Here is a 19,840-nt window from a genome sequence, read left to right as displayed (position 1 = left end):
GCTTACCTGCCGCTCCAGTGGACGATGCGTTTTTCGATCAGCAGAAAGAGGATGTTCAGCACGTAGCCCAGGGCGCCCGCGGCGAGGATGGCCGCGTACATCTCGCGCACATTGAGCACTTGCTGGGCATTGATGATGCGGTTGCCCAGGCCGTTCTCGGCGCCGATGAACATTTCGGCCACGATCACGATCACCAGCGCCATCGACACGCCGCTGCGCAGTCCCACGAAAGTCGGCTGCAGGCTTTCCCAGATCAGCACGTCCTTGAAAATGCGCCAGCGCGAGGCGCCCATCACCCGGGCGGCCATCACGCGCTGCTTGCGCGCGTTGAGCACGCCATAGGCGCTGTTGAACAAGATGACCAGCACCGCGGCGAAGGCGGCGATGGCGACCTTGTTCAGGTCGGTGACGCCGAAGATCATCAGAAACAGCGGGATGAGCGCCGAGGACGGCGTGGAGCGGAAGAAGTCGATCAAAAACTCGACGCTGCGGTAGAGCTTTTCATTGCTGCCAAGCAGCACGCCCAGGGGCACGCCGATGACCGCGGCGATGACGAAGGCCTGCAGGCTGCGGCTCACCGAGGCGATGAAGTCGGTGAGCAGCGGGCCGCCGGCCATGCCTTGCGCCAGGGCCCCCAGGGTCGCGGCCGGCGTGGGCAGCAGCACGGGGCTGACCAGGGCCAGGCGCACGGCCAGGTCCCAGACCAGGAACAGGGCCAGCGGCCCGGCCAGGGGAAGCCAGCGCGTGAAATCGAGGCTACGCTTGGATGAGGGGGACATGGATCAACCCTTGTAGAGCATGCTGTCCACATTGACCTTCTGGGCGAACACGCCTTTTTCGGCGAAGAGGTCGAAGAATTTCTGGAAGTACTGCACGTCGCTGGGGGTGAACTCGTTGTAGAGCGTATAGGCGGCCAGCGGCACCTCTTGGGTCATCGGGCCCTCGATGGCGGTATAGCCCTTCATGTATTGCCGGGCTTCGTCGGGCTGCTTGCGCACCAGCTCGATACCGCGCGCATAGGCCTGGATAAAGCGCTTGGATACTTCGGGATGCTTCTTCAGGAAGGCCGTCGTCAGCGAGGCCGAGCCGCCGAACCAGGGCGCCATGGGGTCGCCCAGCACATATTTGGCAATGACGCCGGCCTCCAGCACCCGCGTGGTGCCGTTCAGGCGGCCTACCGTGCCGGTGGGCTCCAGGGTGTAGCAGGCGTCGAGCTGGCCGGCGGCCACGGCGGCCACGTGCTGGCTGATGGCCAGCTCGACCACTGTCGCGCCGGTGGCGCCGGCGCGTTCGAGCACCGTGCGCGCCAAGGTGGCGTTCTGGATGCCGGGGCCCGAGCCCACTTTCTTGCCCTTGAGATCGGCGATGGACTGCACCGGGCTGTCCTTGGCCACGATGAATTCGTCCAGCACATATTTGGCGTTGCTGGGGTTGGAGGCAAAGATCTTGAACAGCCCCGGCGAGGCGATCTCGCCGATGGCGAGGTTGGCCGAGCCCGTGCCATTGGCGCTGCCGTCGGAGCGGCCGGCCAGCATGGCCTCCATCACCTGTTGCGCGCCGGCGAACTTCTGGGCCTCGACGTTCAGGCCGGCTTCCTTGAAATAGCCCTTCTCCATGGCGGCATAGAAGGGCAGGCCGGCGGCCACCGGCCAGAAGCCGATGCGGATGACCGGGCCGTCTTGCGCGCGGCCCAGTGACGGCAGGCCCAGGCAGGCCGCGCCCAGGGCAGCGCTTTGCACCAGGCGGCGGCGGGACAGGTTGATAGCGGACGAACGTTGGCTCATGAAGGCGCTCCGGGTTGGCGCTTGCCTTGGCGACAAGCTTGTATACCAACCCGAAGCAAAGACCATGCCAGTTCCCCACCCGCCACGTGGCAAGGGGGCTCCCTGGGGGCGCCGCGCCGCCGCAGGGACGGGCTGCACTGCCGTGGTGCATGCGCCTGCCCCAGAACAGGCGCGGCTGCCCCGCAAGCTGACTAAAATCTGAATAGCAAACGAAAATTGTTTACACTTGCATTCGCCAAAAATGTGATCAAACGGGCCGGCCGCGGGGCGGCCCACACCCACAATCAGGAGAAGTTGGATGCGCAAATTGCTGCAAGGCATGTTGCTGGTGGCCGCCGTGGCGGCGGGGGGCGCCCAGGCGGCGGTCGAGCCCAAGGCCGTGGTCAAGACCTACGCGGATATTGCCGCCGCCGGCTACAAGGACTCGCTCAGCACGGCGCAGGCCCTGCAGCAGGCCGTCGATGCGCTGATCGCCAAGCCGAGCCCGGCCACGCTGGCCGCCGCGCGCCAGGCGTGGATCGCCGCCCGCGTGCCCTATCAGCAGACCGAGGCTTTCCGCTTCGGCAACCCCATCGTCGATGACTGGGAAGGCCGCGTGAACGCCTGGCCCCTGGACGAGGGCCTGATCGACTACGTGGATGCCTCTTATGGCACCGAGAGCGACGAAAACGCCTTCTATGCGGTCAACGTGATCGCCAATGCCAAGATCTCGGTCGGCGGCAAGACCATCGACGCCAGCAGGATCACGCCTGAACTGCTGTCCGAGGTGCTGCACGAGGCCGACGGCAACGAAGCCAATGTGGCGACCGGCTATCACGCCATCGAATTCCTGCTATGGGGCCAGGATCTCAACGGCAGCGGGCCAGCTCCCAAGGACCGCGCCGGCACGCCCCAGGAGCGGCACGCCGGCAATCGGCCGCATACCGATTTCGATCCCAAGCAGTGCACGGGCGGCAACTGCGAGCGCCGCATCGAGTTCCTCAGGGCCGTGACGCAGCTGCTGGTCGATGATCTCAAGGAAATGGCCGGGCAGTGGACCGAACAGGGCGCCGCCCGCAAGGCCGTGGAGGAAGATCCCAAGGCCGGCCTGGTGGCCATGCTGACCGGCCTGGGCAGCCTGTCGTATGGCGAGCTGGCCGGCGAGCGCATGAAGCTCGGCCTGATGCTGCACGATCCCGAGGAGGAGCATGATTGCTTCTCCGACAACACCCACAACTCGCACTATTACAACCAGATCGGCATCCGCAACGTCTACCTGGGCAGCTATGCGCGCCCGGACGGCAGCCAGGTGCAGGGCGCCAGCCTGTCCAGCCTGGTCAAGGAAAAAGACGCCAAGCTGGACGCCGAGGTGCGCGCCAAGCTGGATGCGACCGTGGCCGCCATGCAGGCCATGCGCGATCGCGCCGAGAAGGTCGAGACCTACGACCAGATGATTGCCGAGGGCAACAAGGAAGGCAACGCCGTGGTGCAGGCCGCCATCGACCGCCTGATCGACCAGACCCGCAGCCTGGAGCGTGTGATCGCGCTGCTGGACCTGGGCGATGTCGCCATCGAAGGCTCCGACAGCCTGGACAAGCCGGACGCCGTATTCAAGTGAAACCGCTGGCCGTATTGCTCTTGGCGGCGCTGGCCTCGGCCGGCGCCAGCGCGCGCGGCGACCTGAGCGCCGAGGATTTGCAGCGGGTGCGCGGCATTACCGCACCCACGCGGGATTTTTCCGCGCCCGAGGCCTTCGAGGCCATGCAGGCGGGAGCGGCCACCGTCAAGAAGCTGATCAACGCCGATGTGTTTTCGCATGCCTCGGCCAACCTGAGCTTCGAGGGTCGCCAGCAGTTTCTGGTGGGCAACGGCCTGTTTCGCAAGGACTGGGTGTCGGCGCCGTCATCCACCCAGGCCTCCGACGGCCTGGGCCCCTTGTTCAATGCGCGTTCCTGCCAGGCCTGCCACGTCAAGGACGGCCGCGGCACGGTGCCGGGCTTCGACCCGCTGGCGCGCACCGACGCGGTGGCGCTCCTGCTGCGCCTGTCGGTGCCGCCCGTGACGGAAGCCGAGCGCCGCGCGCTGTCCTCGGGAGAGCTGGCCGCGCTGCCCGAGCCGGTCTATGGCACGCAGCTGCAGAACTTCGCCGTGGCCGGCTTGCCCAGCGAGGGGCGCATGGAGGTCGAGTACACGCCCGTCACGGTGCGCCTGGCCGGCGGCGAGACGGCCACCCTCATGCGGCCCACCTACCGCATCGAGGACCTGGGCTATGGCCCCATGCGGCCGGACACGCAGATCTCGCCGCGCCTGGCGCCACCCATGATAGGGCTGGGCCTGCTGGAAGCCATCCACGAGGACGACATCCTGGCGCATGCCGGCGCCGACAAGGGCGACGGCATCAGCGGCAAGCCCAACTGGGTGCATGACTTGCGCACCGGCGCCAAGGTGCTGGGGCGCTTCAACTGGAAAGCCGGCCAGCCCACGGTCGAGCAGCAAAGCGCCGCGGCATTCTCCAACGACATGGGGCTGTCCTCGCCGCTGTTTCCCAGCCACTATGGTGATTGCACGGCCGCGCAGAAAGCCTGTTTCGACATGCCCCACGGCGCGCAGCCGCATCTGGGCGAGCACGAAGTGCCGGCCCGCCTGATGGACTTCGTGAGCTTTTACTCCAACAATCTGGCCGTGCCGCAGCGGCGCGACACGGACGATGCGCGCGTGCTGGCGGGCAAGAAGCTTTTCTACGAGGCCAATTGCATCGGCTGCCACGTGCCCAAGTACGTCACGCGGCGCGATGCCAAGCAGCCCGAGCACCAGTTCCAGCTGATCTGGCCGTATAGCGACCTGCTGCTGCACGATATGGGCGAGGGCCTGGCCGATGGCGTCAGCGAGGGCCAGGCCAATGGCCGCGAGTGGCGCACGCCGCCCCTGTGGGGCATCGGCCTTACGGCGGTGGTCAATCCCAACGCCACGTATCTGCATGACGGCCGCGCCCGGAGCCTGCTGGAGGCCGTCCTCTGGCATGGCGGCGAGGCCCAGGCCGCGCGTGACCGCGTCGTGGCCATGACACCGGCCGAACGGGCCGATCTCATCCGTTTCCTGGAGTCTTTATGAAGTCCGTGCTTTTCGTGGCGGCGGGCCTGCTGGCCGCCGCGCCGGCCTGGGCCGCGCCGCCGGCCGACCTGGGCCAGCGCCTGGCCGAAGGCTATGCGCGCCCGGCCATGGCCACGCTGGACGAGCGCGCGCGCGCCATGCGCCAGGACCTGCAAGCCTGGTGCGCGTCCCCGGGACAGGAAGGCGCCGGCAAGGTGGCCGCCGCCTTCGGGCGCCTGGCGCAGGCCTGGGCTGGCGTGGCCTTTCTGCGTTTCGGACCGCTGGTCGAAGGCAATCGTTTCGAGCGGCTGTCCTTCTGGCCCGATACGCGCGGCGTCATGCCCCGGCAGGTGCAGGCCGCCCTGGCCGCGGCCGACCCGGCATTGTTGGCCGCGGGCGCGCTCAAGAGCCGCAGCGTCGCCGTGCAAGGCCTGCCCGCCCTGGAGTATCTGCTCTACGGCGAGCCGGGGCTGCTGCGCCAGGCCCCGCGCGACGCGGCCGGATCCGCCTACGCCTGCGCTTATGGCGTGGCCGTGGCGGGCAATATCCAGGAGCTGGCGGGCGAGTTGCGCCAGGCCTGGGACGGGCAGGGCGCCTTCGGGCGCCAGTTCACGGCGCCGGCCCGGGACAATGAGCTGTATCGCAGTCCCCAGGAAGTGGCGGCCGAAGCCATGAAAGCCTTGTCGACCGGTCTGCAGTCCGCGCGCGAGATCAGCCTTCTGCCGGCACTGGGCGCCGATGCGCAGGCGGCCCGTCCCAAGCGCGCCGCGTTCTGGCGCAGCGGCCAGTCCGGCGCGGTGCTGGCGGCCAGCCTGCGCGGGATGCTGGCCTTCTACCAGGCCGGCGGCTATGGCTTCGCGCCGGGCTCCCAGGGCCTGGCCGACACCTTCAGGCATGAACTCGAGCAGGCCGCGGGTCTGGTGGCCGCGGCGCCGGGCGATGCCGAGGCGGCATTCACGCAGCCGGAGGCGCGCGCCTCGCTGGCGCTGGCCGCCCTGATCATCAAGAATGCCAAGGACGTGGTCGACCAGGACATCGCGCCGGCCCTGGGCGTGACCATCGGATTCAATGCGCTCGATGGCGATTGACCGGCGCGGTTTTCTGGCCCTGGGCGCTTCGGCGCTCATGCTGCCCGGCCGCCTGATCGCCGCGCCGGACGGCCAGGCGCGCTATGTGACAGCGCGCCGGCGCGCCGCGCGCCACGAGGTCGTGGTGCTCGATGCACGGGGGCATGACTTGCTCGTGCTTCCCATGCCCGGCCGCGGGCACAGCTTCGCCATCGAGGGCGAACAAGCCACGGTCTTCGGCCGCCAGCCGGGTTTCTTCGCGCTGAGTTTCGATCTGCGCGGCCGGCGGCCGCCCCAGCTCATCGAAGCCGCCCAGGGCCGACACTTCTTCGGCCACGGCGTCTATCTGCCCGGCGGCCAGCTGATGCTGGCCACCGAAAACGACTACGAGGCCGGGCAAGGCGTGATCGGCGTCTACGATGTCAGCGGCAGGCCGCGCCGCGTGGGCGAGTTTGCCAGCGGCGGCATCGGGCCGCACGAGGCCATCTTGATGCCCGACGGCAAGACGTTGTGCGTGGCCAATGGCGGCATCCTGACCCATCCCGATTACGGCAAGCTGGAGCTCAACCTGGACACCATGCGGCCGTCGCTGGCCTATCTGGACGCGGCCAGCGGGCAGTTGCTGGAAAAGGTCGAGCTCGATCCGCGCTGGCATCGCCTGTCCATCCGCCATCTGGCCCTGGCCGCCGATGGCGCGGTGTGGTTCGGCTGCCAGCATATGGGTCCGGCCCACGAGCGTCCGGCGCTGGTCGGCCGCCATCGGCGCGGCGGCGCGCCCGAGTGTTTTGCCGGTGATCCGGAGCGGCTGCGCGGCATGCGCAACTACGTGGGTTCGGTGGCGGCCGATGCCAGCGGCAGCATCATCGCGACCTCCAGCCCGGTCGGCGGGCAGGTGCTGTACTGGGATGCGGCCAGCGGCAGGCAGCTGGGCGCCACCGCGCTGGCCGACGGCTGCGGCGTGGCGCCGGCGCCCGGCGGCGGCTTCCTGGTGTCCAGCGGCCTGGGCGCCATGCTGCGCGCCGGGCCGGCCGGCATCGCGGCCAGCCTGATGCCGGCCGGCCGCGAGCAATCCTGGGACAACCATTTCAGAAGGGCGGCGCGCTTGGGTTGATCACGCGCATCTGCTAGAGTCCGGAGGTCGCTTTTGCCAAGATTGGCCGGGAGAACTCATGAAAGAATGGTTGGAAGGCATGGGCGCCGCCATGCCCCAGTTGCTGGACCTGGGCTTGAACCTGCTGGTGGCGCTCTTGATCCTCATCATCGGCTGGTGGGTGTCATCGCTGCTCGGCCGCTGGGTGCGCCGCGCCGCGCAACGCTCGCCCCGTATCGATCCCACCATCGTGCCGATGTTCCAGAGCACCGTGGTCTGGGCCGTGCGCATCTTCACGGTGATTGCCGTGCTGGCCCGCTTCGGCGTGCAGACGGCCAGCCTGATCGCGGTGCTCGGCGCCGCGGGCCTGGCGGTCGGCCTGGCCCTGCAAGGCACGCTGCAGAATATCGCCGCGGGCATCATGCTGCTGATCCTGCGCCCGATACGCACCGGCGAATACGTGGGCCTGAGCACCGGCAACGAAGGCACGGTCGAGGAGGTCGGCCTCTTTCTGACGCGGCTGGTGCAGGTCGACGGGATCCACATCACCCTGCCCAACAGCGCGGTCTGGACGGCGACCATCATCAACTACAGCCGCAACGTCAACCGCCGCTGCGATATCCCGGTCATCATCCATTACGCCGACGACCTCGACGAGGCCATCGGCCGCCTGGAGGCGCTGGTGAAAGACCATGCCCTGGTCGAGGCGACGCCCGAGCCGGTGGTGCGCGCCATCGAGTATCGCGACAACGGCACCGTGGTCAATGTGCGCGTCTGGACCAAGGCCGCCTCTTACTGGGACCTGCGCTGGGACCTGTTCCAGCAGATCCGCCGCAGCCTGGGCGCCGCGGGTTTCCGCGCGCCGATTCCGGTGCGCGAAATCCAGGCGCCGCCGTCCTCCGGCAAGGACGCGGCGGCGGCCTGAGGGCGGCGTTCAGCTCTTGAGACGGGCCAGTTCGGCCTTGATCCAGCCGGCGATCTCGCGCTGGCGCTGGGCCGGCATGCGGTCGATGATGGCCGTCACGCTGACGGCCAGCAAGGGCATGCCCTGCGCATCGAGCAGGGCACAGCCCACGCCCAGCGCGCCGCGCACGGCATGGTTGCCCACCACCGAATAGCCGCGCGAGCGGGTGTTGTCGATGAGGCGGTGCATTTCGTGCGGCGTCATGCCGCCGAATTCGTCCAGGCGTTCGGAATTGCGCGCCACGATGCCGTGGGCGATGTCGTCGGGCAGGGCAGCCAGGATGGCCATGCCACCCGATCCCACGCCCAGCGGCTGGCGCTTGCCCGCATAGGTCGCCAGGATCTGCACCGGATAGCTGCCGATCTCGCGGTGCAGGCTGACGGAGTCATCGCCGTCGCGCACCACCAGGAACACGGCATCGCCGGTGCGGTCGGCCAGGCGCTTGAGGGTGGGCAGCAATGGGCGCACGCGCGGGTCTGGCGAGACGATATCCGGCTCGCCGCCGAGTTCGGCGCGGTATTTCTTGGTGCCCTGGATGGTGGATACCAGCCCCGCCTCCAGCAGGGCGGCCAGCAGCCGGTAGATGGTCGGGCGCTGGATGCCGGTTTGCCGGGCGATGTCGGTCACGCTCAGCCCGTTATTGCCCTGGTCGCGCAGCGCCGCCAGCACGGCCAGCCCCCGCCTCAGGGTACGCGGCCCGGCGGCCGCGGTCTCACTCTCTTGCATGTATGTCTCTGATTATCAAGGCAAAATCACGGACCCTCCGGCTATGCCATCGCGGGTAAACCAGCGTCCGTAGGGTGGACTCTACCTTGCCTGGGCACGGGTGTATAGCGCATCATCCTGCGAACCATAATTTTTATACGTCCATACCATGGACACTTTGCATGGAGACAGTCGCATGACAATGGCCAAAAAGCCTCGTCTGGCGCGCGCCCTCACCGGTCTGATCGCCGGTGCCGTAAGCGCCTTTGCCCTCAGCACCGCCCCTGCCCAGGCCGCTTATCCGGACAAGCCTGTGCGCATCGTGGTGGGTTTTTCCGCTGGTGGCACGACCGACGTGATCGCGCGGATCATGGCCAAGGAGTTGACCGAATCGCTCGGGCAGTCCTTCGTGGTCGAGAACAAGCCGGGCGGCGGCAGCAACATCGCCACCGACTATGTGGCGCGCGCCACGCCCGACGGCTATACGCTGCTGTTCGTGGCCGTGACCAGCGCCATCAACCAGACGCTCTATACCAACGTCAACTTTGACCTGGTCAAGGATTTCGCGCCGGTCGCCCTGGGCGCCAAAGTGCCGAATATCCTGGTGATCAACCCGCAGGTGCCGGTCAAGTCCGTGCAGGAGCTGGTGGCCTATGCCAAGGCCCATCCGGGCAAGCTGGCGTTCGCCTCTTCGGGCAGCGGCACCTCCATCCACATGGCGGGCGAACTGTTCAAGCAGCGTGCCGGCATCGACGTGCTGCACGTGCCCTACAAGGGCAGCGCCCCGGCCGTGACCGACCTGATCGGCGGCCAGGTGCAATTCATGTTCGACAACATGCCCTCGTCCTGGCCGCATGTGCAGTCGGGCAAGTTGCGCGCGCTGGCGGTGACGACGACCGAGCGTTCCAAGAGCGCGCCGGACCTGCCCACCATGCAGGAGTCGGGCTTTGACAAATTCGATGTGTCGTCGTGGTTCGGCCTGATCGCGCCGGCCGGCACGCCGCCCGATGTGATCGAGAAGCTGAACGCGGCGATGAACAAGGCCCTGGACAAAGCCTCTGTGCAGAAATCCTATGAGAGCCTGGGAGCGGTGGGTCAGAAGACCACGCCGGCCGAGTTCGGCGCTTTCATCAAGTCGGAAGTCGAAGGCTGGGCCCCCGTGGTCAAGGCCTCCGGCGCCAAGGTCGACTGATACGGCAAGCCGGGCGGGCCGCAAAGCTGGCGCAGGGCGCCAGCTTTTTTTTGGACAGGGCCGTGGCGGCGGCCGGCCAGGCGTCAGTCCCGCCCGTCCTTGCGGCTTTTGCGCGGAGCGGCACGGCCGGCGACCTCCAGCATGGCGGTGCAGACGCCCCGGAACATATCGATCTCGTCGCGCGTCAGTTCGGCGCGCGTGAACAGGTGCCGCATGCGCGGCATCAGTTTCTTGGGGTGGGCGGGATTGAGGAAATCCACCGCCACCAGGGCCTGCTCCCAATGCGCCAGCATGGCCTGCACGGCCTCGCCGCTGGCCGGCTGCGCGCCGGGATCGGGCTGCTGGGCGCGCGAGGCCGGCAGCAGGGTGGCGCCCGAGGCTTCGAGCAGGGCGTAGCGCAGCTCCCAGGCCGCCAGCTGCAGGGCCTGGGCCACGTTCAGCGAGCTGTACTCCGGATTGGCCGGGATGTGGCAGATGCGCTGGCACAGGCCGATCTGTTCATTGGTCAGGCCGGACCGTTCCGTCCCCAAAACAATGGCCACGGCGCCGGCCGGATTGTGGGCCAGGTGTTCGCGGCTCAGGGCCGCGGCTTGGCGGATGTCGCAAGGCGGGGGCCCCAGGTCGCGCACGCGCGCGGTGAGCGCGAAGGCCAGGGTCACCGGCGCCAGGGCCTCTTGCAGCGTGGCGCAGGTCTGCGCGCGCTCCAGGACGTCGACCGCGCCGCTGGCCAGCGCCACGGCGTCGGGCTGGGCCGTCATGTCGGGCAGCCGGGGGTCGACCAGCACCAGGTCGGAAAAGCCCATGGTCTTGATGGCGCGCGCCGCCGAACCCACGTTGCCGGGGTGGCTGGGCTGCACCATGATGAAGCGCGCGCGTGAAAATTCTTGAGTCATTTAAAATGAGAGGTTTGGCTTTGTGCTTTCCTGGGTTTCCGGGGCGCCAGGCTGGGGCGCCGTGGGCCAGTTGCCCTTGGCGAAGTACGATACTCCCTTGCCACGCACCTGCGCAGGCCAGGCCTTTACCGAACGGAATTCTATGCACCCGATGCTCAATACCGCCATCAAGGCGGCTCGCCGTGCCGGCGCCATCATCAATCGCGCCAGTCTCGATCCCGACCGCCTGACCGTGGCGCGCAAGGGGCCGCGCGATTATGTCACGGAAGTCGACCGCGCCGCGGAGGAGGCCATCGTCGAGGCCTTGCGCACCGCCTACCCCGACCATGCCGTGCTGGGCGAGGAGTATGGCCTGCAGGGCCCTGACCAGGCCGAGTTCCAGTGGATCATCGATCCCTTGGACGGCACGACCAACTTCATCCATGGGCTGCCCAATTACGCGGTGTCCATCGCCCTGACGCAGCGCGGCCAGGTCACCCAGGCCGTGGTCTACGATCCGGCGCGCAATGAGCTGTTCACGGCCAGCCGTGGGGGCGGCACCTTCCTGAACGACCGCCGCGTGCGCGTCTCGGGCCGTATCCGCTATCACGAGGCGCTGCTGGGCGCGCACTGGCCCACCCCGGCCGATGCCGACCAGGGGCCCTCGCGTTTCCGCAACATGGCCGAAGGCAGCACCGGCGTGCGCCGCCTGGGTTCGACCGTGCTGGAGCTGGCCTATGTCGCCACCGGCCGCCTGGACGGCTTCTGCGGCGTGGGCCTCAAGCCCTGGGACCTGGCCGCCGGCAGCCTGCTGGTGCTGGAGGCCGGTGGCCTGGTGGCGGATTTCGACGGCGAACAGGGCTGGATGGATTCCGGCAATGTGCTGGCCGGCAGCCCCAAGATCTTCACCCATATGCTCACGGCGCTGCAGACCAAGGCCTGATCCGGCCCTGCCTCGCGATGAAGAAACCGGCGCCAGGCCGGTTTTTTCATCTGGCCGTCAGCTAGGCCCGGCAGGGTGCGCGCGCCGGCGCTGCAAGGGTTTGTCACCCGCGTGTCACCCCTTTTCCATGTACGATTATCGGTCGTGTAACTTCTGGAGTGCCTGATGGAGTGGCTGCTGGACCCCGCCGCGTGGGTCGGCCTGCTTACCCTTGTCGTCCTTGAAATCGTCCTCGGGATAGACAACCTCATCTTCATCGCCATTCTGGCGGACAAGCTGCCTGCCTCGCAGCGCGACCGCGCGCGCATCGTGGGCCTGAGCCTGGCCCTGGTGATGCGCCTGGGCCTGCTGTCCGTGATGTCCTGGCTGGTCACCTTGACCAAGCCCCTGTTCGCCCTCGGCCCCTTCTCCTTCGCCGGCCGCGATCTCATCCTCATGCTGGGCGGCTTTTTCCTGCTTTTCAAGGGCACGATGGAGCTGCACGAGCGCATCGAGGGCGGCGGCCAGCAGGTGGTCGGCGGCTCGCGCTCCTATCCCAGCTTCTGGGTCACGGTCACGCAGATCGTGGTGCTGGACGCGGTGTTCTCGCTCGATTCGGTGATCACGGCCGTGGGCATGGTCGATCACCTGGCCATCATGATGATCGCGGTCGTGATCGCCATCGGCATCATGCTGGCGGCCTCCAAGCCGCTGACCCGCTTCGTCAATGCCCATCCGACCGTGGTCGTGCTGTGCCTGGGCTTTTTGCTGATGATCGGTTTCTCGCTGCTGGCCGAGGCCTTCGGCTTCAAGGTGCCCAAGGGCTATCTCTATGCGGCCATCGGCTTTTCCGTGCTCATCGAGGCGCTTAACCAGGTAGCCCGGCGCAACCTGCTCAAGCTGGATGCGCGGCGGCCCATGCGCGACCGCACCGCCGAGGCCGTGCTGCGCATGCTGGGCAAGCGTCCGCTGATGGCCGAGCCGGATCTCGAGCCGCACCAGCAGACGCCGGCCGCGCCGGCTTTCGGGGTGGAGGAGCGCAATATGGTGAGCGGCGTGCTCACGCTGGCCGAGCGCTCCATCCACTCCATCATGACGCCCCGCATCGACGTCTCCTGGGTCAATATCGAAGACGATCCGCAAGTCATCCAGAAGCAGATCATGGCCACGCCGCACAGCTTCTTCCCGGTGTGCCGGGGCTCGCTGGACGAGGTCATCGGCATCGGCCGGGCCAAGGACATGGTGGCCGACCTCATCGCCGAAGGGCAGGTGCGCCGCAACCGCCTGCGCGACCCCATCATCGTGCATGAGTCCATCGGCATCCTGCGCCTGATGGAAACCCTCAAGCGCTCGCGCGGCCAGCTCGTGCTGGTGGCCGACGAGTTCGGCGCCATTGCCGGGCTGGTCACGCCCATCGACGTCTTCGAGGCCATCGCCGGCGAGTTTCCCGACGAGGACGAGGTGCCCGATATCGTTGCCACGGGCGACGGCGTCTGGCAGATCGACGGCGCGGCCGACCTCAGGCACGTGGAGCAGGTGCTCGACACCGAGGGGCTCATTGACGAGTCCCAGGATTACTCCACCCTGGCGGGCTATCTGCTGATGCGTTTCGGGCAACTGCCCAAACCGGGCGACAGCTGCGAGTACGAGACGCCGTACTTCCGTTTTCGTTTCGAGGTGCTGCGCATGGAGGGCCGGCGCATCGCCTCGGTGCGGGTGGAACGTTCCATCAATGAAGCGCTCGAAGATCCTGACAACTACGACCACGACTGAATCTTTCCAGGTACTCCTTTGTGACTGACAGCACCCTCTATCTTCTGAAGGCTTTCTTCCTCGGCATCATCGAGGGCCTGACCGAGTTCATTCCGGTATCCAGCACGGGCCATCTCATCCTGTTCGGCGACTGGATACAGTTCGAGTCCAGTTCGGGCAAGGTCTTCGAGGTGGTGATCCAGCTGGGCTCCATTCTCGCCGTGATGTGGATCTTCCGCGCGCGCCTGTGGCAGCTCATCCGCGGCACCCTGGCCGGCGAGCGCCAGGAGCTGATGTTCACGCGCAACCTGCTGCTGGCCTTCCTGCCGGCGGCCGTGATCGGAGCCGTCTTCATCAAGGCCATCAAGCAGACTTTCTACCACCCGGGCGTGGTGGCGGTCACGCTGGTGCTGGGCGGCCTGATCATGCTGTGGGTGGAGCGGCGCGCGCCGCACACGCCGGGCGACGCCCCGGGCGCGGCCGACGACACAGCCTCGGATGAGCGGGCCACGGCCCGCCGGCTGGAGGACATCAGCTGGAAGCAGGCGCTGGGCGTGGGCGCGGCGCAATGCCTGGCCATGATCCCCGGCACCTCGCGCTCGGGCGCGACCATCATCGGCGGCATGATCGCCGGCATCCAGCGCAAGACGGCCACCGAGTTTTCTTTCTTCCTGGCCATGCCGACCATGCTGGGCGCCGCCGTCTACGACATGTACCGCAACCTGGACGTGCTCACCAGCCATGACCTGAGCGGCATCGCGGTCGGTTTCGTGGCGGCTTTCCTGAGCGCGCTGGTGGTGGTGCGCGCCGTGCTGCGCTTCGTGGCCAACCATACCTACCGCGGTTTCGCCTGGTACCGCATCGCCCTGGGCCTGGTGGTGGCCGCCTGGCTGTTCGCCAAGTAGGAGGCTCGCTGCAAAAGCGGCGCCCAAATGAAAAACCCCCGCAGGCCGGATTGTGATCCGGCCGCGGGGGTTTTGCCTGGCGGTCCTTACTGCGCGACGTCCAGGTCGTAGAACTGCAGGCCGTCGCGGTCGATGACCAGCCAGCCGCCGCGCGAGGCGCCATGGTCGCAATCCCAGTCGGGCAGGACCCAGCGTTCGCACTTTCTGCCGTCGACGCTCAGCACATGGCGGTCGGGGCGGTGCGTGTGGCCATGGACGATGAGGGCCACGCCGGCATCGCGGAAAGCCGCCTCGACGGCTTGCGCGTTGACGTCCATGATCTCCGTGGCCTTGTTCTGGTTGGCCGCCATGCTTTCGCCGCGCGCCTGCTGGGCCATCTGCAGCCGCTCGGGGATGCTCTTGGCCAGGAACTGGGCCTGCCAGCGCGGATCGCGCACCATGGCGCGGAACTGCTGGTAGGCCGCGTCGTCCGTACAGTACTCGTCGCCATGGGTGACGAGCAGCGTGCCGAAGTCGCTGTCGACCAGGGCCGGTTCGGGCAGCAGCCTGGCGCCCAGCGCGTCGGCCAGCTCCTGGCCCATCAGGAAGTCGCGGTTGCCGCGCCCCAGGTAGACCGGAATGCGGGCCGCGGTGGCCTTGATGGCCTGCAGCGCCTGGGCGAGCCAGGGGGGCGCGGCGCGGATGACATCGTCGCCGATCCAGGCGTCGAAGATGTCGCCGGGCAGCAAAAGCGCGTCGGCCTCTTCGGCGGCGGCCTGGAGAAAACCCATGAAGGCTTCGGCGGTCGCCGGCGTGGCCGGCCCCAGGTGCACGTCGGAGGCCAGCCAGAGCGAGCCCGGCAGTACGAGCTTATTCAAGGATTTCGGCCTTCTCGATGATCACGTCCTCCTTGGGGACGTTCTGGTGAAAGCCGTTGTTGCCGGTCTTCACGCCCTTGATCTTGTCGACCACCTCGGTGCCTTCGGTGACCTTGCCGAACACGGCGTAGCCCCAGCCCTGCGGCGTCGGCGCGGTGAAGTTCAGGAAGTCATTGTTGGCGACGTTGATGAAGAACTGGGCGGTGGCCGAGTGCGGGTCGCTGGTGCGGGCCATGGCCAGCGTGTACTTGTCGTTCTTCAGGCCGTTGTTGGCCTCGTTTTCGATGGGGGCGCGGGTGGGCTTTTGCTTCAGGCCCGGCTCGAAGCCGCCGCCCTGGATCATGAAGCCGTCGATGACGCGATGGAAGACGGTGCCATTGTAGAAGCCGTCCTTCACGTAGGCGAGGAAGTTATCGACCGTCTTGGGGGCCTTTTCGGCATCCAGGGTGATGACCAGGTCGCCTTGATTGGTATGCAGCTTGACGCGAGGATTGCTCATGGATTTAGTGCCTTCTGAAAGAGAGGGGGAGGGGGAGGCCGGCTGGGCGCCGGCGCTCAGGGGCAGCAGGGCCGCCAGCAGGAAAGCGCCGGCCCACCGGCCCAGCGGCTTGATGCGGGAAACAAAAGCGGTCATGAGTGCGATTTGTCCTTCAGTAGTTTTTCCAGCTCCTGGGCTTTTTCCTTCATGCCGGGAACGCCGCGCGCGGCTTCTTGCCGATAGGTGCGCAATGCGATCATGAGCTGGACGTCGCCCAGGTTGGCGCGGGCGGCCGCGTAATTCGGATCGGCCCGCAACGCCATGTTAAGCGCATCCTGGGCCTGGTCCAGCTCTCCACGGGCGGCGTATAGCGCGCCCAGATTGTTCCAGGGTTCGGGCAGCTCGGGAAAGCGCGTGGTCATCTCGTCGTAGATGGCCTCGGCCTCTTGGGTGCGGTGCAGCGCGGCCAGGGCCCGCGCATGCTGGAACATCAGCTGCACGTCGGTGCCGGGGATCTTGCGCGAGGCTTCGATGCGCGCCTCGATCATCTTCAGCGCTTCTTCGTTGCGGCCGGCGTTGAGCAGGCGCTCGATATGATCGGTGATCTGCGAAGGCGAGGGGTCCAGGCGGGTGTCGACGCCGGGCTTGACGGCCTCCAGCAGCCGGGCCAGGCCCTCCCAGCCGCCCTCGGGCGGCGGCTCGTCGAGCTTGGTCATGTTGGGGTTGCGGCCTTCAGACGAGCCTCCGTACATGGACTGGGCATGGGCGGCCGGGACCGCGCCGCATAAGGCCAGCGCCAGCGCGAGAGAGCGAGTAAGCGGCTTGTAGGTCATGGGTATCCGTTGGTGGAGGGCCTGTCCGAAAGCACGGCGGCAGACCGCTTGCTATACTTTACGATCGCCATTTTAGCCCCGGTTGCGGCAATGGCCTTAAGGCATGCCCGCCCAGGGCGGCATGCGGGTATGTCCGCCCTCGATGTCGGGGCCGGGCCGGCAACCCTCCAACGACGCCCAGATAGCCAAAGACGAGCGCCATGCTGCACATCTACAACACATTGTCGCGTACCAAAGAAGCCTTCAAGCCGGCCCATGCCGGCGAGGTGCGCATGTACGTGTGTGGCATGACCGTCTATGACTACTGCCACCTGGGCCACGCCCGGATGCTGGTGTCCTTCGACGTGGTGCAGCGCTGGCTGCGCGCCAGCGGCTATGCCGTCGATTATGTGCGCAATATTACCGATATTGATGACAAGATCATCCGGCGCGCCGTGGAAACCGGCCGCCGCATGCACGAGGTCACCGAGTATTTCATCGACGCCATGCACGCCGACGAGCGCGCGCTGGGCGTGCTGCGGCCCGACCAGGAGCCGCGCGCCACGCAATACGTGGGCGAGATGCTGGACATCATTGGCCGCCTCGAGCAGAACGGGCTGGCCTACCAGGCCGGCGACGGCGACGTGAACTATTCGGTGCGCGGCTTTCCGGGCTACGGCAAGCTGTCGGGCAAGACGCTGGACGACCTGCGGGCCGGCGAGCGCGTGGCCGTGGACTCGTCCAAGCGCGACCCCCTGGATTTCGTGCTCTGGAAGGCCGCCAAGGCCGAGGAGCCGCCGGAAACCAAATGGGAATCCCCCTATGGCTTCGGCCGCCCGGGCTGGCATATCGAGTGCTCGGCCATGAGCAAGAGCCTGCTGGGCCTGCCGCTGGATATCCATGGCGGCGGTCCGGACCTGAAGTTCCCCCACCACGAAAACGAGATTGCCCAAACCGAGGGAGCCTTCGGCGGCACCTTGGCCAATGTCTGGATGCATTGCGGGCCTTTGATGGTCGATGCCGACAAGATGTCCAAGTCGCTGGGCAACTTCCGCACCATCCGCCAGACCATCTCGCAGGGCGAGGCCCCGGGCGACCGGGCCGAGTATGACGTCAATCCGCGCGAGGCGGAGATGCTGCGCTTTTTCATCGTGCGCAACCATTACCGCAGCCCGCAGAACTACACCCCCGACAATCTGGTCGACGCCCAGAATGCCCTGGACCGTCTCTACCAGGCCTTGCAGAACGTCGCGCCCGACGGCGCCGGCATCGACTGGAACGAAGCCCAGGCGCAGGCCTTCAAGGCCGCGATGGACGATGATTTCAACAGCTCCGGGGCCGTCGCCGCGCTGTTCGAGCTGGCGGGCCAGGCCAATCGCCAGCGCGATGGCCGCGCCGCCGGGCAATTGAAGGCGCTGGCGGCGCTGCTGGGGCTGCTGCAGCAGGATCCGGCGGCGTATTTCCAGTCGCCCACCCGTTATTCTTCCGCCGCCATGCAGCAGGGCGGGGCGGGCGCGCAACTGGATGCCGCTCGCATCGAGACCTTGATCGCCGAGCGCGCCCAGGCCAAGCAGGCACGCGATTTCGCCCGCGCCGACGCCATCCGCGCCGAACTGCGCGCAAGCGGCATTGAATTGGACGACAAGCCCGGCGGCGTGACCCAGTGGCGGCGCGCCTGAGATCCCGCTCATGTCCAGTTCCGATCTCGATCCCATCAAGCCCGATTATTGGGAAGACGCCGTGGCGCACCTGATGCGCCGCGACCGCATTCTCAAGAAAATCATCCCCCAGCATAGCCATACCTGGCTGATGTCGCGGGGCACGCCTTTCGTGACGCTGGCCCGCGCCATCGTCGGGCAGCAAATCTCGACCAAGGCCGCCGACGGCCTCTGGGCGCGTCTGCTCGAGGTGGCCGGCAAGCGGCCCACCCCGGCCACGGTGCTGCGCGCCGGCGTGACCGGGCTGCGCGCCGCGGGCCTGTCCCAGCGCAAGGCCGAATATGTGCAGGATCTGGCCGATCACTTCGGCCAGCGCAAGGTCCATCCCGAGCGTTGGGCGACGATGGACGACGAAGCCGTCATTTCAGAACTGGTTGCCATCCGTGGCATCGGACGCTGGACGGCGGAGATGTTTTTGATTTTCAATCTCCAGCGCCCGGATGTGCTGCCGCTGGATGATCTTGGGTTGCTCAAGGCAATCTCGTTACACTATTTCAGCGGCGAGCCCGTTTCGCGCTTCGAGGCCCGTGAGGTCTCTTTGGCGTGGCAGCCCTGGCGTACCGTGGCGACCTGGTATTTGTGGCGCAGCCTGGAACCGACCCCGGTCCAGTACTGAGCCCGCTGGCGCCCATCAACGGAACCACACTTCATGCGCAATACATTTCTGGAATTCGAACAACCGCTAGCCGAACTTGAGAACAAGATCGAGCAGCTGCGCTATGTGCAGGCCGATTCCGCCGTGGACATCTCCGATGAAATCGGCCGTCTGCAGCAGAAGAGTCAAACCCTGGCCAAGGACATCTACGCCAAGCTGACGCCTTGGCAGACGGCGCTGGTGGCCCGCCACCCCCAGCGCCCCTATACCCTGGATTATGTGCGCGAGATCTTCACGGATTTCCATGAGTTGCACGGCGATCGCATGTATGCCGATGACCAGTCCATCGTCGGCGGGCTGGCCCGCTTCAACGGCATGCCCTGCATGGTGATCGGCCACCAGAAGGGCCGCGACACCAAGGAGCGCGCCGCGCGCAACTTCGGCATGCCCCGGCCCGAAGGCTATCGCAAGGCCCTGCGCCTGATGCGCCTGGCCGAGAAATTCAAGCTGCCCATCTTCACCTTCGTGGATACGCCGGGCGCCTATCCCGGCATCGGCGCCGAAGAGCGCGGCCAGTCCGAAGCCATCGGGCACAACCTGTACGTCATGGCCGAACTCAAGGTGCCGGTCATCGTGACCATCATCGGCGAAGGCGGTTCGGGCGGCGCGCTGGCCATCGCGGTGGGCAATGCCGTGCTCATGCTGCAGTATTCGACCTATTCGGTGATTTCGCCCGAAGGCTGCGCCTCCATCCTGTGGCGCAGCGCCGACAAGGCGCCCGAGGCCGCCGAGGCCCTGGCCATCACGGCGCCGCGCCTCAAAGACCTGGGCCTGATCGACCGCGTGGTCAACGAACCCGTGGGCGGCGCCCACCGCGATCCCCGCGTCATGGCGCGCCTGCTGCGCCGCGCCCTGGGCGACTCGCTGCGCCAGCTGCAGGGCCTGAGCCCTGAAGAACTGGTCGCGCAACGCCTGGAGCGCGTGCTGGCCTACGGCCGCTACCAGGAAGTCCGCGGATAAGTCCGCCGGGGCGACGCCATGTCCCGCCGCCCTCTCCC

The 19,840-nt window shown here is 67.2% G+C and carries 19 protein-coding genes; 12 read left to right on the top strand and 7 right to left on the bottom strand.

Going from position 1 to position 19,840, the window contains the following annotated elements; all coding sequences use genetic code 11:
- Positions 1–2 precede the first annotated feature (2 nt).
- Positions 3–779, bottom strand: a complete 777-nt coding sequence (locus AXA74_RS11135) for an ABC transporter permease (RefSeq protein ID WP_029579205.1) — start codon at positions 777–779, stop codon at positions 3–5.
- A gap of 3 nt (positions 780–782) precedes the next feature.
- Positions 783–1,784: an ABC transporter substrate-binding protein gene (locus tag AXA74_RS11130; RefSeq protein ID WP_029579206.1), complete on the bottom strand. Its 1,002-nt coding sequence runs from the start codon at positions 1,782–1,784 to the stop codon at positions 783–785.
- A gap of 298 nt (positions 1,785–2,082) precedes the next feature.
- Here AXA74_RS11130 and AXA74_RS11125 point away from each other — a divergent pair, with 298 nt between their 5' ends.
- From AXA74_RS11125 to AXA74_RS11105, 5 genes are all read left to right on the top strand, one after another.
- Entirely contained in the window at positions 2,083–3,381 is a 1,299-nt protein-coding gene (locus AXA74_RS11125; RefSeq protein WP_029579207.1) for an imelysin family protein, read from the top strand.
- 86 nt (positions 3,382–3,467) lie between these two features.
- On the top strand, positions 3,468–4,874 hold the full coding sequence (locus tag AXA74_RS11120; RefSeq protein WP_370736520.1) for a di-heme oxidoreductase family protein: 1,407 nt from the start codon (positions 3,468–3,470) through the stop codon (positions 4,872–4,874).
- Entirely contained in the window at positions 4,871–5,941 is a 1,071-nt protein-coding gene (locus tag AXA74_RS11115) for an imelysin family protein (protein ID WP_032954996.1), read from the top strand. Before AXA74_RS11120 ends, AXA74_RS11115 begins: the two co-directional genes overlap by 4 nt.
- Positions 5,931–7,031: a DUF1513 domain-containing protein gene (locus AXA74_RS11110; protein WP_032979032.1), complete on the top strand. Its 1,101-nt coding sequence runs from the start codon at positions 5,931–5,933 to the stop codon at positions 7,029–7,031. The genes AXA74_RS11115 and AXA74_RS11110 overlap by 11 nt, the downstream gene beginning before the upstream one ends.
- A gap of 58 nt (positions 7,032–7,089) precedes the next feature.
- Positions 7,090–7,935 carry a mechanosensitive ion channel family protein gene (locus tag AXA74_RS11105; protein WP_029579211.1) on the top strand — a complete coding sequence of 282 codons (846 nt, stop codon included), beginning with the start codon at positions 7,090–7,092 and terminating at the stop codon, positions 7,933–7,935.
- A gap of 9 nt (positions 7,936–7,944) precedes the next feature.
- Here the strand turns inward: AXA74_RS11105 and AXA74_RS11100 are convergent, their stop codons facing one another.
- Complete coding sequence (locus AXA74_RS11100; RefSeq protein ID WP_029579212.1) at positions 7,945–8,700, bottom strand: IclR family transcriptional regulator; 756 nt, start codon at positions 8,698–8,700, stop codon at positions 7,945–7,947.
- Between the two features lie 175 nt (positions 8,701–8,875).
- On the opposite strand from AXA74_RS11100, the gene AXA74_RS11095 reads away from it, so the two are divergent.
- A complete protein-coding gene (locus tag AXA74_RS11095) occupies positions 8,876–9,871 on the top strand; it encodes a Bug family tripartite tricarboxylate transporter substrate binding protein (protein WP_029579213.1) in 996 nt (331 codons plus the stop codon).
- Positions 9,872–9,954: 83 nt separating this feature from the next.
- Here the strand turns inward: AXA74_RS11095 and AXA74_RS11090 are convergent, their stop codons facing one another.
- Entirely contained in the window at positions 9,955–10,764 is an 810-nt protein-coding gene (locus tag AXA74_RS11090) for an RNA methyltransferase (protein WP_029579214.1), read from the bottom strand.
- 142 nt (positions 10,765–10,906) lie between these two features.
- Here AXA74_RS11090 and AXA74_RS11085 point away from each other — a divergent pair, with 142 nt between their 5' ends.
- From AXA74_RS11085 to AXA74_RS11075, 3 genes are all read left to right on the top strand, one after another.
- Entirely contained in the window at positions 10,907–11,686 is a 780-nt protein-coding gene (locus AXA74_RS11085) for an inositol monophosphatase family protein (protein WP_029579215.1), read from the top strand.
- A gap of 165 nt (positions 11,687–11,851) precedes the next feature.
- Positions 11,852–13,438 carry a TerC family protein gene (locus AXA74_RS11080; protein WP_029579216.1) on the top strand — a complete coding sequence of 529 codons (1,587 nt, stop codon included), beginning with the start codon at positions 11,852–11,854 and terminating at the stop codon, positions 13,436–13,438.
- A gap of 20 nt (positions 13,439–13,458) precedes the next feature.
- Positions 13,459–14,322, top strand: coding sequence for an undecaprenyl-diphosphate phosphatase (locus tag AXA74_RS11075; RefSeq protein WP_029579217.1), 864 nt, complete (start codon positions 13,459–13,461; stop codon positions 14,320–14,322).
- Positions 14,323–14,408: 86 nt separating this feature from the next.
- Here AXA74_RS11075 and AXA74_RS11070 read toward each other — a convergent pair whose 3' ends face one another.
- The 3 genes from AXA74_RS11070 to AXA74_RS11060 are packed head-to-tail and all read right to left on the bottom strand — an operon-like array spanning position 14,409 to position 16,490.
- The gene (locus AXA74_RS11070) at positions 14,409–15,179 is read right to left on the bottom strand and encodes a UDP-2,3-diacylglucosamine diphosphatase (protein ID WP_032954997.1); all 771 of its coding nucleotides are present in this window, start codon (positions 15,177–15,179) and stop codon (positions 14,409–14,411) included.
- On the bottom strand, positions 15,172–15,813 hold the full coding sequence (locus tag AXA74_RS11065) for a peptidylprolyl isomerase (protein WP_029579219.1): 642 nt from the start codon (positions 15,811–15,813) through the stop codon (positions 15,172–15,174). Before AXA74_RS11065 ends, AXA74_RS11070 begins: the two co-directional genes overlap by 8 nt.
- Positions 15,810–16,490, bottom strand: a complete 681-nt coding sequence (locus AXA74_RS11060; protein WP_032960977.1) for a tetratricopeptide repeat protein — start codon at positions 16,488–16,490, stop codon at positions 15,810–15,812. The genes AXA74_RS11065 and AXA74_RS11060 overlap by 4 nt, the downstream gene beginning before the upstream one ends.
- Positions 16,491–16,690: 200 nt before the next feature.
- Between AXA74_RS11060 and cysS the strand changes: the two genes are divergently transcribed.
- The 3 genes from cysS to AXA74_RS11045 are packed head-to-tail and all read left to right on the top strand — an operon-like array spanning position 16,691 to position 19,802.
- Positions 16,691–18,148: a cysteine--tRNA ligase gene (gene cysS, locus AXA74_RS11055; protein WP_032954999.1), complete on the top strand. Its 1,458-nt coding sequence runs from the start codon at positions 16,691–16,693 to the stop codon at positions 18,146–18,148.
- A gap of 10 nt (positions 18,149–18,158) precedes the next feature.
- Entirely contained in the window at positions 18,159–18,803 is a 645-nt protein-coding gene (locus tag AXA74_RS11050) for a DNA-3-methyladenine glycosylase family protein (protein ID WP_029579222.1), read from the top strand.
- Positions 18,804–18,836: 33 nt separating this feature from the next.
- A complete protein-coding gene (locus AXA74_RS11045) occupies positions 18,837–19,802 on the top strand; it encodes an acetyl-CoA carboxylase carboxyltransferase subunit alpha (protein WP_029579223.1) in 966 nt (321 codons plus the stop codon).
- Positions 19,803–19,840 lie beyond the last annotated feature (38 nt).

Origin of the sequence: Bordetella hinzii LMG 13501 (assembly GCF_001548475.1) — a bacterium.
GTDB classification, from domain to species: domain Bacteria; phylum Pseudomonadota; class Gammaproteobacteria; order Burkholderiales; family Burkholderiaceae_B; genus Bordetella; species Bordetella hinzii.
This window is presented reverse-complemented; position numbering and strand designations above follow the sequence as displayed.

What these genes read in the sequence shown, in the direction of transcription:
- AXA74_RS11135 (WP_029579205.1), bottom strand. Translation starts at nt 779, where the DNA reads ATGTCCCCCTCATCCAAGCGTAGCCTCGATTTCACGCGCTGGCTTCCC.
- AXA74_RS11130 (WP_029579206.1), bottom strand. Translation starts at nt 1,784, where the DNA reads ATGAGCCAACGTTCGTCCGCTATCAACCTGTCCCGCCGCCGCCTGGTG.
- AXA74_RS11125 (WP_029579207.1), top strand. Translation starts at nt 2,083, where the DNA reads ATGCGCAAATTGCTGCAAGGCATGTTGCTGGTGGCCGCCGTGGCGGCG.
- AXA74_RS11115 (WP_032954996.1), top strand. Translation starts at nt 4,871, where the DNA reads ATGAAGTCCGTGCTTTTCGTGGCGGCGGGCCTGCTGGCCGCCGCGCCG.
- AXA74_RS11110 (WP_032979032.1), top strand. Translation starts at nt 5,931, where the DNA reads ATGGCGATTGACCGGCGCGGTTTTCTGGCCCTGGGCGCTTCGGCGCTC.
- AXA74_RS11105 (WP_029579211.1), top strand. Translation starts at nt 7,090, where the DNA reads ATGAAAGAATGGTTGGAAGGCATGGGCGCCGCCATGCCCCAGTTGCTG.
- AXA74_RS11100 (WP_029579212.1), bottom strand. Translation starts at nt 8,700, where the DNA reads ATGCAAGAGAGTGAGACCGCGGCCGCCGGGCCGCGTACCCTGAGGCGG.
- AXA74_RS11095 (WP_029579213.1), top strand. Translation starts at nt 8,876, where the DNA reads ATGACAATGGCCAAAAAGCCTCGTCTGGCGCGCGCCCTCACCGGTCTG.
- AXA74_RS11090 (WP_029579214.1), bottom strand. Translation starts at nt 10,764, where the DNA reads ATGACTCAAGAATTTTCACGCGCGCGCTTCATCATGGTGCAGCCCAGC.
- AXA74_RS11085 (WP_029579215.1), top strand. Translation starts at nt 10,907, where the DNA reads ATGCACCCGATGCTCAATACCGCCATCAAGGCGGCTCGCCGTGCCGGC.
- AXA74_RS11080 (WP_029579216.1), top strand. Translation starts at nt 11,852, where the DNA reads ATGGAGTGGCTGCTGGACCCCGCCGCGTGGGTCGGCCTGCTTACCCTT.
- AXA74_RS11065 (WP_029579219.1), bottom strand. Translation starts at nt 15,813, where the DNA reads ATGACCGCTTTTGTTTCCCGCATCAAGCCGCTGGGCCGGTGGGCCGGC.
- AXA74_RS11060 (WP_032960977.1), bottom strand. Translation starts at nt 16,490, where the DNA reads ATGACCTACAAGCCGCTTACTCGCTCTCTCGCGCTGGCGCTGGCCTTA.
- cysS (WP_032954999.1), top strand. Translation starts at nt 16,691, where the DNA reads ATGCTGCACATCTACAACACATTGTCGCGTACCAAAGAAGCCTTCAAG.
- AXA74_RS11050 (WP_029579222.1), top strand. Translation starts at nt 18,159, where the DNA reads ATGTCCAGTTCCGATCTCGATCCCATCAAGCCCGATTATTGGGAAGAC.
- AXA74_RS11045 (WP_029579223.1), top strand. Translation starts at nt 18,837, where the DNA reads ATGCGCAATACATTTCTGGAATTCGAACAACCGCTAGCCGAACTTGAG.